The sequence below is a fragment of the Streptomyces sp. NPDC001514 genome (assembly GCF_053597075.1).
The window spans coordinates 149,705-162,179 of record NZ_JBSFHO010000018.1; the positions used below are offsets into that span (position 1 = coordinate 149,705).

7 protein-coding genes and 5 pseudogenes are annotated in these 12,475 nt (G+C 72.1%); 5 read left to right on the forward strand and 7 right to left on the reverse strand.

The features are described from left to right. Positions 1-21: 21 nt before the first annotated feature. Positions 22-1,665 carry a peptide-N4-asparagine amidase gene (locus tag ACWCXB_RS20620; RefSeq protein ID WP_450724850.1) on the forward strand — a complete coding sequence of 548 codons (1,644 nt, stop codon included), beginning with the start codon at positions 22-24 and terminating at the stop codon, positions 1,663-1,665. Positions 1,666-1,840: 175 nt separating this feature from the next. Here the strand turns inward: ACWCXB_RS20620 and ACWCXB_RS20625 are convergent, their stop codons facing one another. Continuing rightward, positions 1,841-2,302 (reverse strand): MarR family winged helix-turn-helix transcriptional regulator, encoded by a 462-nt coding sequence (locus ACWCXB_RS20625; RefSeq protein ID WP_450724852.1) that lies wholly within the window; start codon positions 2,300-2,302, stop codon positions 1,841-1,843. Positions 2,303-2,427: 125 nt separating this feature from the next. Between ACWCXB_RS20625 and ACWCXB_RS20630 the strand changes: the two genes are divergently transcribed. After that, entirely contained in the window at positions 2,428-4,254 is a 1,827-nt protein-coding gene (locus tag ACWCXB_RS20630; protein ID WP_450724854.1) for an ABC transporter ATP-binding protein, read from the forward strand. A gap of 94 nt (positions 4,255-4,348) precedes the next feature. Here the strand turns inward: ACWCXB_RS20630 and ACWCXB_RS20635 are convergent, their stop codons facing one another. The 4 genes and pseudogenes from ACWCXB_RS20635 to ACWCXB_RS20650 form a co-directional block, all read right to left on the reverse strand. Beyond that, the gene (locus ACWCXB_RS20635; protein WP_450724874.1) at positions 4,349-5,419 is read right to left on the reverse strand and encodes an NAD(P)-binding domain-containing protein; all 1,071 of its coding nucleotides are present in this window, start codon (positions 5,417-5,419) and stop codon (positions 4,349-4,351) included. Positions 5,420-5,486: 67 nt separating this feature from the next. Then, the gene (gene amaB, locus ACWCXB_RS20640; protein WP_450724856.1) at positions 5,487-7,019 is read right to left on the reverse strand and encodes an L-piperidine-6-carboxylate dehydrogenase; all 1,533 of its coding nucleotides are present in this window, start codon (positions 7,017-7,019) and stop codon (positions 5,487-5,489) included. 49 nt (positions 7,020-7,068) lie between these two features. Next, positions 7,069-8,400: a 2-oxoadipate dioxygenase/decarboxylase gene (gene hglS, locus ACWCXB_RS20645; RefSeq protein WP_450724858.1), complete on the reverse strand. Its 1,332-nt coding sequence runs from the start codon at positions 8,398-8,400 to the stop codon at positions 7,069-7,071. Between the two features lie 97 nt (positions 8,401-8,497). Continuing rightward, positions 8,498-9,205, reverse strand: a pseudogene (locus ACWCXB_RS20650) (NAD(P)/FAD-dependent oxidoreductase); the annotation flags it as partial. 777 nt (positions 9,206-9,982) lie between these two features. On the opposite strand from ACWCXB_RS20650, the gene ACWCXB_RS20655 reads away from it, so the two are divergent. From ACWCXB_RS20655 to ACWCXB_RS20665, 3 genes and pseudogenes are all read left to right on the forward strand, one after another. Then, a complete protein-coding gene (locus ACWCXB_RS20655) occupies positions 9,983-10,405 on the forward strand; it encodes a secondary thiamine-phosphate synthase enzyme YjbQ (RefSeq protein WP_450724860.1) in 423 nt (140 codons plus the stop codon). A 365-nt stretch (positions 10,406-10,770) separates the two neighbouring features. Beyond that, positions 10,771-10,929 (forward strand): annotated as a pseudogene (locus ACWCXB_RS20660) (LacI family transcriptional regulator); the annotation flags it as partial. Between the two features lie 458 nt (positions 10,930-11,387). Then, positions 11,388-11,864: pseudogene (locus ACWCXB_RS20665) on the forward strand (DoxX family protein); the annotation flags it as partial. A 158-nt stretch (positions 11,865-12,022) separates the two neighbouring features. Here the strand turns inward: ACWCXB_RS20665 and ACWCXB_RS20670 are convergent. Together ACWCXB_RS20670 and ACWCXB_RS20675 are read right to left on the reverse strand one after the other, a co-directional pair. Next, positions 12,023-12,230: pseudogene (locus tag ACWCXB_RS20670) on the reverse strand (IS1380 family transposase); the annotation flags it as partial. A 51-nt stretch (positions 12,231-12,281) separates the two neighbouring features. Next, positions 12,282-12,475, reverse strand: a pseudogene (locus ACWCXB_RS20675) (2,3-diaminopropionate biosynthesis protein SbnA); the annotation flags it as partial.

The window sequence follows — 12,475 nt, forward strand, 5'->3', positions numbered from 1 at the left end:
CTCACGCTTCACTCCCGACGCATGAGACGACAACAGATCATGTCCATGCTCGCGGGGCTGGCCCTGGCGGCCGGATCCGTGCTCGGCGCGAGCCCCGCCGACGCGGCCGAGACGGCACCTGCCGACGCGGCGACGGCACCTGCCGATGAGGCGCCACCCGCCGAGTTCGGCAGCGACTGGCACGATCCGCTCACCGCGGCGCCGCCCGTCACCAAGCCGGCCACCAGGTCCTGTTCGGTCACCCTCGCCGAGGCGCAGTTCCGCGACTTCACACCGTACAAGGGGAGTTACGCGCCTCCGAAGGAGTGCGGCACCCGCTGGAGCGCCGTGGTGCTGCGGCTCGACGGCAACGTCAAGGGGCGTCAGTACGATCGCCTCGGCCACCTCGCCGTCGGCGGCGTCGAGATCTTCCGTACGTCCACCCCGCAGCCCTCGCCCGACGGCATCAGCTGGTCCGTCGAGAAGGACGTCACTCGCTACAGCGACACCCTGAGCCGGCCCCAGCCCGTCGAGATGCTCATCGGCAATGTCGTCAACGACACGTACACGGGCGTCATCGACGTCAAGGTCACGCTCACTTTCTACGCCGCCGACGGCCGCACGGAGCAGGCCGCGGCCCCGGACCGCGTACTCCCGCTCGACGGCCCGGCACTCACCACCCCGCGCAACTCCGAAAGGATCGTCGCCGAGGTGTACGCCACGGGCTCGGGCGGCGGCTGCGAGGAGTACTGGTACCTCACCGTCCCGGACCCGGCCCCGTACTCCTGCAAGGCGGACGAAGGGCCGTACCGCGAGGTGCAGATCAGGGTCGACGGGCAACTCGCGGGAATCGCCGCACCGTTCCCGACCGTATGGACCGGGGGCTGGTCCAACCCCTTCCTCTGGTACGTGATTCCGGGCCCGCGTGCCTTCGACATCAAGCCCGTCCAGTACGACCTCACGCCGTTCGCGGGCCTGCTCAACGACGGCCGGCCGCACCGCATCGAGGTCTCTGTCGCCGGGGTGCCGGCCGGGCAGACGGGCTGGAGCACGCCCACGAACGTCCTGATCTGGCAGGACGAGGGCCGCTCGGTCGTCACCGGCGCCCTGACCCGCCACGAGGAGAGCGCCCTGGACAACTCCTCGACGTACACGCCCGGTTCGCCGCAGCACCGGCTCGACACGGAGGGCGGTCACCGGCTCACCGTCGCCGGATTCGTGAACACCTCGCACGGGCGGATCGCGACCACGGTGACGCGCTCGCTCGCGCACACCTCCGTGCACCGCTGGGGCGAGGGTGAGAACCCCGATGCGCTCGAGGGATCCTGGACCGACGACGAGACCGTGGCCTCGGGCCGGATCACGACCCGCGCCCACCGCACGTACACGATGGACGGCGAGACGACCCTCGGTGCGGGGGACCGGCTGCGGACCGTGCTCACCCTCGGGGACAGGGCCGACACCGTGGTGCTGCGTGGGGGGAAGCGCACCGCCTGGTCGCGGCTCGACGACTCGTACGCGGGTGACGCGACGTACACCGCGAATGTGCCGCGCGACCAGCGCCACGCGGTCGGCACGACGGCGGAACGCTATCGGCTGTACGGCGCGCAGGCGCCCGACGGCTGCTACGACCGGAGCCTGCGGACGGTGCAGGGGGTGCTCACGGAGGACCGCATGCGCTGCTGACGGCGCGCGGAGCCCGGCATCGGCTCACGGGCCCGGCATCGGCTTACGGGCCCGGCATCGGCTCATGGGCCCGGCACCGGCGGCCGGGCCCCGCACCGCGTCCAGTGGCTCCGGGTGCCCGCAGCCGGGACGTGTCCGGTCGCACCGCGCCCAGTGGCTCCGGCCCGACCACTTGTCAGCAGCGTGGCACCGGCCCACCGTCGACCAGTGCGGACAGCAGCCCGCCGAGCACCTCGCGCTGATCGGTGGTCAAGGGGGCCAGGATGTCCTCCGCGGCCGCGCGTCGCGCGCTGCGCAGCTGTCGGAGCGTGGCGCGGCCGGTCTCGGTGAGCTCGATGCGTACCACCCGGCGATTGCTCGGATCGGGCACGCGCCGGACCCTGCCGCTCGCCTCCAGCCCGTCGACCAGGGTGGTCACGGCGCGCGGCACGACCTCCAGGCGGTCGGCGAGATCGGCCATCCGCGGCGACCCGTCGTAGTGCGCGACGACACGCAGCAGCCGCGACTGCGCGGGCGTGATGCCGACCGGCTCCAGATGCAGCTTCTGGATCCGGTGGAGCCGGCGAGTCAGCCGCAGCAGCTGCTCGGCCAGCAGGCCGTCCGCATCGGGGGCCGGGGCAGGGGCGGGGATGGTCATACGGGAACAATATCAGGACCATGCTCATTGTGAGTATAGGTAACAGTGAGCTATGCTCCTGAAATCTGTTCGTCGAAGCCTGTCCGTCCCGGCCCGGGAATCCGCCCCACCCTCAGAAGGAGCCCATGCGCCCTCACGACGACGGTCCGTCCTGGACCCCACCCAGCCGTCCGCTCGATCCCACACGTCCGGAGCCGCCCGCGCAGGTGGGGCGCATCCTCCGGCTCTTCCGTCCGTACCGAGGCCGGCTCGCCCTCGTCGGGCTCCTCGTCGGTGCCTCGTCGCTCGTCTCCGTGGCCTCGCCGTTCCTGCTCCGCGAGATCCTCGACACCGCGATCCCGCAGGGCCGCACGGGCCTGCTGTCGCTGCTCGCCCTCGGCATGATCCTCACCGCCGTGACGACGAGCGTCTTCGGCGTGCTGCAGACCCTGATCTCGACCACCGTGGGCCAGCGCGTCATGCACGACCTGCGCACCGGTGTCTACGCCCAGCTGCAGCGCATGCCGCTCGCCTTCTTCACCAGGACCCGCACCGGCGAGGTCCAGTCGCGCATCGCCAATGACATCGGCGGTATGCAGGCGACCGTCACCTCCACCGCGACCTCCCTGGTCTCCAACCTCACCGCCGTCGTCGCCACGATCGTCGCCATGCTCGCGCTGGACTGGCGGCTCACGGTCGTTTCGCTCCTCCTGCTGCCCGCGTTCGTGTGGATAAGCCGCCTCGTGGGCCGGGAGCGCAAGAAGATCACGACCCAGCGGCAGAAGCAGATGGCCGCCATGGCCGCCACGGTCACCGAATCGCTGTCGGTCAGCGGCATCCTGCTCGGCCGCACCATGGGCCGCGCCGACTCGCTCACGCGCTCGTTCGCCGATGAGTCCGAGCGGCTGGTCGATCTGGAGGTCCGCTCCAGCATGGCCGGGCGTTGGCGGATGTCCACCATCGGCATGATCATGGCCGCCATGCCCGCACTCCTCTACTGGGCAGCGGGACTCACGCTCCAGAGCGGCGGGCCGGCGATATCCATCGGTACGCTCGTGGCCTTCGTCTCGCTCCAGCAGGGCCTCTTCCGCCCGGCCGTGAGCCTGCTCTCCACCGGGGTGCAGATCCAGACCTCGCTCGCCCTGTTCCACCGCATCTTCGAATATCTCGACCTGCCGGTGGACATCACGGAGCCGGAGCAGCCGGTCCGGCTGGAGAAGGTCCGCGGCGAAGTGCGCTTCGAGAAGGTCGATTTCAGCTATGACCAGAAGAGCGGACTGCCGACGCTCGACGAGATCGACCTCGCCGTCCCGGCGGGCGGCAGCCTGGCCGTCGTCGGACCCACCGGGTCCGGCAAGTCCACGCTCAGCTATCTCGTGCCCCGGCTGTACGACGTCACCGGCGGCCGGGTCACGCTCGACGGCGTCGACGTACGCGACCTGGACTTCGACACGCTCTCCCGGGCCGTCGGGGTCGTCTCCCAGGAGACGTACCTCTTCCACTCCTCCGTTGCGGACAACCTGCGCTTCGCCAAGCCCGACGCCACGGACGAGGAGATACAGGCAGCGGCCCGCGCGGCACAGATCCACGACCACATCGCGTCCCTGCCCGACGGTTACGACACCCTGGTCGGCGAGCGCGGCTACCGCTTCTCCGGCGGTGAGAAGCAGCGCCTCGCCATCGCGCGCACCATCCTGCGCGACCCGCCGGTGCTGATCCTGGACGAGGCGACCAGCGCCCTCGACACCCGTACCGAGCATGCGGTGCAGCAGGCGATCGACGCCCTGTCGGCAGGCCGCACCACCATCACGATCGCCCACCGGCTCTCGACGGTCCGGGAGGCGGACGAGATCGTCGTACTGGACGGAGGCCGTATCGCGGAGCGCGGAAGCCATGCGGATCTCCTGGACCGCGACGGGCGCTATGCGGCGCTGGTGCGGCGCGACGCGGAACCGGCATCTGTCACGGCGTGACCCCGTCGCCTCCCGGTCCCGTCCCGCGTCCTGTCCCGGTCCCGTCCCGCGTCCTGTCCCGGTCCCGTCCTTTCCCGCGCCGTCGCCGTCCGCCTCAGACGGGCGCCCCGACGAGCGCGGGGTCGTGGCCCAGGAGGCGCTGGATCTCGCGGACGGCGGCGCGGCCCGCGCGGTTGGCGCCGATCGTCGATGCCGACGGGCCGTAGCCGACGAGGTGGATGCGCGCGTCCCGTACCGCGCGGGTGCCTTCCAGCGCGATGCCGCCACCGGGCTCACGGAGTCCGAGCGGCGCGAGATGGTCGATCGCCGCGCGGAATCCCGTCGCCCAGAGGATGACATCCGCCTCGACCGTGCGGCCGTCGTCCCAGGCCACCCCGGTCGGCGTGATCCTGTCGAACATCGGCAGCCGGTCCAGGACGCCTTCGTCGCGGGCACGCCGTATCGCGTCGTTCAGGGGCAGCCCGGTCACCGAGACGACGCTGAGCGGCGGCAGCCCGCGTCGTACGCGCTCCTCCACCAGCGCGACGGCCGCCCGGCCCTGCTCCTCGCCGAAGGGGCCCTCGCGGAAGACCGGCGGGCGGCGCGTCACCCATGTGGTCCCCGCCGCGACCTCCGCGATCTCCATCAGATGCTGGGTCCCTGACGCCCCGCCGCCGACCACCACCACGCGCCGGCCCGCGAACGCCTCGGGCCCCGGGTAGTCCGCCGTGTGCAGCTGGCGCCCGAGAAAGGTCTCCTGCCCGCGGTAGCGGGGCCAGAAGGGCCGGTCCCAGGTGCCAGTGGCATTGATGAGGGCGCGCGTCGCGTACGTACCCTCCGACGTCTCCACCAGCAACCGGCCGCCCTCGCCCTCACGCACCGCGCGCACATCCACCGGCCGGTGCACCCGCAGATCGAAGGCGCGCTCGTAGCGCGTGAAGTACTCGCCGATCACCTCGGACGACGGACGGCCGTCATCGGCGCCCGTCAGTTCCATGCCGGGCAGCGCGTGCATCCCGTGGACCTTGGCGTACGTCAGCGACGGCCAGCGGAACTGCCACGCACCGCCCGGCCGCGGGGCATGATCCAGAACCACGAAGTCCACGTCGGGGCGCAGCCCCACGCGCCGCAGATGGTAGGCGCCGGACAGGCCTGCCTGCCCGGCGCCGATGACGACCACGTCCATGTCCCGCGCCCCGACGTTGTTCACGTTTCTACTAACGGGGTCCGGGGCGTGGATCTTCCCGGCGTCTTCAGACGAAGTTCACGCCCTGCGCGAGCGGCAGATCGTCGGAGTAGTTCACCGTGTTCGTCGCCCGGCGCATATACGCGCGCCACGCGTCCGAGCCCGACTCGCGACCGCCGCCCGTCTCCTTCTCACCGCCGAACGCGCCGCCGATCTCGGCGCCCGAGGTGCCGATGTTGACGTTCGCGATCCCGCAGTCGGAGCCGTCCGCGGCCAGGAACCGCTCGGCCTCGCGCTGGCTCTGCGTGAAGATCGACGAGGAGAGGCCCTGCGGGACCCCGTTGTGCAGCTCGATCGCCTCGTCCAGCGTGCGGTACGTGAGGACGTACAGGATCGGCGCGAAGGTCTCCTCCCGGACGATCGCCGTCTGCGCGGGCATCCGGACCACGGCCGGACGGACGTAGGCGGCAGCGGGTGCATCGTCCCGCAGCTGGAGGTCGCCGCCCGTCAGCACCTTGCCGCCGTCCGCCTGCGCCGTCTCCAGGGCCTTGCTCATCGCGTCGTACGCCGCCGTCGAGATCAGCGGGCCGACCAGCGTGTCCGCGCGGAAGGGGTCGCCGATCGGCAGCTGGCCGTACGCGTGGACGATCTTCTCCACCAGCTCGTCCGCGATGTCCTCGTGGACGATGAGCCGGCGCAGGCTGGTGCAGCGCTGCCCCGCCGTCCCGGCCGCCGAGAAGACAATGCCGCGCACCGCCAGATCGAGATCGGCGGACGGGGTCACGACTGCCGCGTTGTTCCCGCCCAGCTCCAGCAGACAGCGGCCGAATCGGGCCGCCACGCGGGGCCCCACCTCCCGGCCCATCCGCACCGACCCGGTGGCGCTGACGAGCGCCACCCGCGCGTCGTCCACCAGCCGCTCGCCGCACTCCCGGCCGCCGAGCAGCAGCCCGTGCACGCCCGCGGGCGCGCCGCTGTCCGCTGCCGCGCGGCCGAGCAGTGCGTCGCAGGCCAGAGCGGTGAGCGGGGTCAGCTCGGAGGGCTTCCACACCACCGTGTCGCCGCACACCAGCGCGATCGCCGTGTTCCAGGACCAGACCGCCACCGGGAAGTTGAACGCGGAGATCACCCCGATCACGCCAAGGGGATGCCAGCTCTCCGACAGCCGGTGGCCGGGCCGTTCGGACGCCATCGTGCGGCCGTACAGCTGCCTCGAGAGACCGACCGCGAACTCGCAGATGTCGATCATCTCCTGCACTTCGCCGAGCGCCTCGGAGTGGATCTTCCCGGCCTCGATCGTCACCAGTTCGGCGAGATCCTCCTTGTGCGCGGTGAGCAGCTCACCGAGCCGTTTGACCAGCGCGCCCCGGCGCGGCGCGGGGACCGTGCGCCACTCCCGGAAGGCGGTGTCGGCCGCCGCGATCGCCGCATCGGCGCCCTCGGGGGTGGTGGCGGGCAGGGTGAAGAGCGCGCCGCCGGTCAGCGGCGTACGGGCCGTGACGCCTTGGCCGCCGGTCGGCAGCTGGGCACCGCAGCGGCGCAGGGCTTCCTCGGCCCGCGCCCGCAGCGCGTCGGTGTCGGGCAGTGCGGTGGTGGTCATGCGTCGCTCTCCTCGATTCATGCTGCGGCTCATGCCGCGGCCAGGGGGCTCATGCTGTGGCCAGGGCCTGTCGGACCCGGCCGAGCGAGGCGTCCTGCTGGGCGGCGTACAGGTCGAACGGGTCGTGCACCGTGCGTCCGATCGCCCCGGACATCCAGTGCTGGTCGTAATGGGTGCCCGCCTGGGCGGCGTCGCGGGCACCCGGATCGGTGAGATTCGACTGGAAGATCCCTGCGGCGGAGCGCGGCAGGAAGTCCTCGTAGACGATGGGGCGGGCCGTCAGCCAGCCGCCGTCGAGCAGGCCCGCGAGATCGTCGGGCGGACGCCGCCCGTCGCGCGGCCGGTCGGGGACGGCCTCGTAAGTGAAGAACCCCAGGCCCTCCACGGCGAGTTGGCGCTCGGTGCGCGGGAAGTGCGCGACCCACTCCTCGACCGGTCCGTCGACGAGCCGGTCGTACAGGGCCCGGCCCGCACGGCTGAGCGCGATGCCGCGCGCCTCCACCTCGCCGAAGCGCACCCGCAGCGAACCGGTGGTGACGCTGCCGTCGGCCTCCCGGAAGGCACGGGGTTCCGCCAGCGCCCGGAACGACGTCTGGCGCAGGAGCACATCCGGGCCCTCCCAGCGCGGAGGCCCCTGGATCCGGTCGATCATGGTGATGCCCCGCTCCTCCATGCGCCGGTACAGCTCGTCGATGTCCAGCACCCGCGGGGTGAGGTGGTTGATGTGGGTGCCGGCCACGCCGCCGATGTCGGCGGCGACCGCGGAGACCTTCTCCAACTCGGCGTACCAGGCGCGGTCCACCGGCTCCGGGGACAGCTCGAAGGCGGCGACGGCGAGCGTGAGGAACCGCTCGGCCTGCTCCTCGGGCAGGCCCTCCTCCCGCTCGGCCCGGGCCGCGAGTTCCAGCAGCTCCGGCGGGAACAGCTCACGGCGTTCCAGGAACACCTGGAGCCGCTGCTCCAGATCTGCGTCGAAGAAGCGGCGGTCGGCCGGGGTCAGCATCGAGGTGAAGACCCGGAACGGATTGCGGTCCAGCTCCTCGGGCAGGACCGGCCGGAAGGCGGTGGAGACGACCGGTACGGCACTGGTCGTCGCGTCCCGCAGATCGTAGAAACCGACGGGCTCCATGCCGAGCGCGGCGAAGATCTGCGCCGCCTGCCGCAGTTCGCGGGGCGTGCCGACCCGAATCGCGCCGTGCCGCTCCGCCGTGACCCGCTCGATGCTGCCGAGCCGCTGGGCGCTCTCGCCGCCCGTGCGCAGCACGTCGTCGTTGACCTGCCCCGCGACCTCGACCAGTGTGGTGTACGCGGGCACTTCCTTCCCGTACATCGCGGAGAGGCGGCGGGCGAAGGCGGCGCGGAGCTGCCAGGTGGGAAGCATGCGAACCTCCGTCAGATGATGTGGACCTCGGGCCGTGCCGCGGCGGTGCCCTCGAAACGGGTCGCCGCCAGGGGGCCGATGTCGAGGAACGGTTCCCGCCCCAGGCGCCGGCCGCGCAGACGACGGTGCGCGTGCGGACCGTGCCGGCCGTGGTGTGCACGGCCTGCAGCGTGCCGCCGTCGGTGTCGATGCCGGTGACCGCGCACTGCGTCCGTACGGTCGCGCCGAGGCGGCGTGCCCCCCGCAGATAGCCGAGGACGGCGGCCCTCGGCAGGGCGTACCCGTCGTCGGGGGACCAAGCGGCGGCCACGATCGCCGTAGGGTCGATGTACGGGCACAGCTCATGGGCTTCGCGGGGACTGATCACGCGGCTCCGCACGCCCAGCTCCCGCTGCACGGCCGCCGCCTCCCGGAATGCCGCCGCGTCCTCGTCACGGCCCAGCAGGAACAGGTAGCCGACGGTCTCCAGCCCCACATCCGCGCCGGGCCGCACGGCGAAGTCGTGCCAGGCCCGCAGACTGCGCTGCCCGAGCCGGATGTTGAGCGGATCGGAGAACTGGGCGCGTACGCCGCCGATCGGCTTGCCCGACGAGCCGGATGCCGGCGTGTCCCGCTCCAGGACGAGCACATCGCGTATCCCGGCCTCGCAGAGGTGGAAGGCGATGCTTGCGCCGATGACGCCGGCGCCGATGACGACGATCTCGGCGGAAGGCGGGAGGGGTGGGGACGCCGGCGCGGGCGGGGGCGTACGAGCAGTGTCGTGAGCCATGAGGCCATGGTGGCTGCCGGTGGGCTGCGCGTCCATGGAGCCTGGGCGGGCCGGTTTTCAGCCCGTCCGGCGCTCGAGGAGGGACACGCGGGCCCACCGCACGGTGCCGGGCGCCACCGGGTGCACCCGTGGCCGGGGGGCGACGCGCCCGCAAGACACGGTCCACCGCCCGGTGCCCCCCACCAGCAGCGGCGCGCCGCCCCGCCGCGAAGCCCAGCTGCACGGCGGCCTTCGCGATCTGCGCCAGATACTCGATGTCCGGCGCCCGCACGCCGCTCACCGGGGTGATCCTGGACCGTTTGATGGGGCCGCCGTGTACACGTGCCGGTCCAGAGCGGCGGGGAACAACATGCGCTTCATGGGCTGATGACCTTCTGGTGAGGGTGGTTCAGGCGGCGGCGGCGGGGGAGAAGGCGGCCTTGGGAGGAACAGCGGGTTCGTCCACGCCGAGCTCGGTGAGCAGCCGGGAGCGGAGAGCGGCGAACTGCGGATCTCCGACGGTGCGCGGCCGGTCCAGGGCGACCGGGGTCTCGGAAGACCGAGAGGAGAACGAGGGCGGTGCGGGCGCTACGGCCTAGGCGTGCGGTCGACGCACCGGATCCGCTCCACGTACTGAGACGGCGTCAGCAGCCGCGGCGACACGCGGCGGAGGCCCCCCGCAGCAGTCGATGCGACCGTGCGTGGTGAGCAAGGCTGTACGCAACGTGGCGCAGAAAGTAGCGACCCGTCGGTGGCCGGTCAACTCGGTGGCCGGTCAATGGCGTCTCGCCACGCGGACGCGCCATCCTGCGGGATGGGCGAGAGGATGGAATCATGCCCGAAGCCTTCACGACCAGAGTCCTGAATGTGGTCACCGGGACGGCCGAAGCCGTGACCGACCTGACCCGCGAGTGCGAGAAGTTCCTGGAGGAGACAGCGATGGGCCGGGACGGCCTGCTCCATGTCTTCGTGCCACACGCCACCGCAGGCATCGCGGTGATCGAGACCGGCGCGGGCAGCGACCACGATCTGCTGGCCGCGCTGCACGTACTGCTCCCCGCCGACGACCGGTACCAGCACCACCACGGCAGCCCCGGCCACGGCCGCGACCACGTCCTGCCCGCGTTGGTGCCGCCGCACGCCACCCTGCCCGTGATCGGCGGCCGGCTGGAGCTCGGCACCTGGCAGTCGGTCTGTCTGGTCGACACCAACAGGGACAACCCCGAGCGTCAGGTGCGGTTGAGCTTTCTGGGCTGACCAGAACCCTCCGGCAGCACCGCCGAAGACTCCCAGGCGGGCGGAGCCGACACGGTGAGCCAGGCGTACGCGGCCTCGGCCGTGAACTCCGACTGTGCCGCCGGGGAAGAGCAGCCCCCGCGTGCGGAACGCCTCGTCCGCGGCCGTCCCGGCTGCATACGGCATGGCGATGGAGCGCATGCCGGCGGAGCGTGCTGCGGCCGCGCCGGGCGGGGCGTCCTCCATCACGACGCAGTCGGCGGGGTCGGCGGCCCAGGCGGTGCGCGGCCTCCAGGAAGACATCCGGCCGGGCCCTGCCGTGCGCGACTCGGCGGAGACCGGGGTGCTGAGGTACGCGTCGAGGCCGGTGCGGCCCTGTGCCGCCTGTGCAACCTTGGCTCGCGGCGCTGTCCCGGGACACGGTCGCCTTCGGCCGCACCGCGGCGCGCGAGCTCACGGCCCTGCTCGACGGCGGACCGGCCCGCACGATCCAGCTGCCCCTGCCGGAGCTGATCCAACGGGACAGCATCGCGGGCACGCTCCGGGGGCCCGGTGCGGCACTGAGGCGGCACCGCCCCGCGGCGTCGGTCCGGCGCGCTTGCGGAGCGGGCCTGTGGGGACGTGATGCGCGAGCAGGCCATCGCCGCGGCCGAGTCCAGCGTCGGCCGGCCGCGACCGGGGCCGACGTGTTGCAGGACGATGTCCGCTCCCGCGCGGCCAGGACCGGGGGTAGGCCGCCCCTGGTTTCGGCGGCCTGCAGCCCGGCAGCCTCCCGGGCCGCGGCCCTCACCGCCCGCGATGTCGCGAGGGCGGCGGAGTCGATGCCGGCGCGGTAGGCGCCAGGCGGTGGGGGTCGAGGCGAGGGGACAGGCAGCAGGTCTCGCGGACAAGCGGACAACACGGGCAACAGCTCAATCCAAGCCGACCCGGCGTTCGTATCTCTGTGAGGGGGAGCCATGCAGCCGTACGTGCTGCGACGCTCACGGCAGAGAGGCAGGACATCATGCTGGGCAACTGGCGACAGACTGCCACGCGCTACTCCCTCCTACCACTGCGGATCTTCCTTGGTGTCACGTTCACTTACGCGGGGCTCGTCAAGCTCATCGATTCGCCGTTCTTCACGGATTCGGCGCCCGGGTCGCTGGTCAGCACGCTGCACGCGGTGCACGACAGTTCGGCGATCCCGGGCATGATCGATCTGGCGCTGAAGCACTCGCACGCATTCGGCTACGCCATCGCCTTCGGCGAACTCGCCGTCGGTATCGGCATCCTTGTCGGCCTGCTGGGCCGCATCGCCGCCGTCGGCGGCGCGCTGATCTCGCTCAGCCTGTGGCTGACGGTCAGCTGGAGCGCCGATCCGTACTTCCTCGGCAACGACATCCCCTACCTGATGGCGTGGCTGCCGCTGGTGCTCGCGGGCACCCCGTTGCTCTCCGTCGACGCGCTCATCGCTGCGCGGCGTCGCAGCCGCCACCGGACCGGTGCCGCACCGCGCGGCGCACCATCGGTGACACCGACGCGAGGAGCAGACCGCCCAGTGCGGCGTGAATCGAACGAGAGGGCGGCAGATTCCCTGCGCCGGTCACATCGCCTGTGAGCCCCGCCGCCAGGCCGGTGTCGGAGTCAGCTGCCGGCTGGCAGGCGCCAGGCGGTGGGGTTTGAGGCGACCAGGTCGAACACCTTGGCCTGGGTGCGCAGCAGGGCCAGGTCCGTGATCGCCTCACCGCCTCGGCCGGCGTCACCGCCAGGTCGACCGCGACCCGGCCGGGTCGTGAGCGGTCCCGAGCGGCCGCAGCCGCCTCAGTGCGCCGCTGAAGGCCCGGGTCAGCCCGGTGTCATCGGCGAGAGTGATCCGGACGCCACCGCAGACGCCACCACCGCAAGTGAAACGCGGAGGCTAGGTCTTACGATCCCGCTGCAGGTCCGACCGCTGGCCCGACCGCGTCGTCGGCGCGGGGGAGGCTGCACAGGAACCGGCGGCCACCTCGTCGGAGCTGAGCACGTCTTCGCCGTAGAGAGCGTGCAGCCAGTTGGTGTGGTAGACGGTGTCGAGGTAGCGCTCGCCGAGGTCGGGGGCGATGGCCACCGCGG

Coding starts and splice junctions, on each gene's coding strand:
- ACWCXB_RS20655 (WP_450724860.1), top strand. CDS start 9,983: ATGCCCGAAGCCTTCACGACCAGAGTCCTGAATGTGGTCACCGGGACG.
- ACWCXB_RS20625 (WP_450724852.1), bottom strand. CDS start 2,302: ATGACCATCCCCGCCCCTGCCCCGGCCCCCGATGCGGACGGCCTGCTG.
- hglS (WP_450724858.1), bottom strand. CDS start 8,400: ATGCTTCCCACCTGGCAGCTCCGCGCCGCCTTCGCCCGCCGCCTCTCC.
- amaB (WP_450724856.1), bottom strand. CDS start 7,019: ATGACCACCACCGCACTGCCCGACACCGACGCGCTGCGGGCGCGGGCC.
- ACWCXB_RS20630 (WP_450724854.1), top strand. CDS start 2,428: ATGCGCCCTCACGACGACGGTCCGTCCTGGACCCCACCCAGCCGTCCG.
- ACWCXB_RS20635 (WP_450724874.1), bottom strand. CDS start 5,419: ATGGACGTGGTCGTCATCGGCGCCGGGCAGGCAGGCCTGTCCGGCGCC.
- ACWCXB_RS20620 (WP_450724850.1), top strand. CDS start 22: ATGAGACGACAACAGATCATGTCCATGCTCGCGGGGCTGGCCCTGGCG.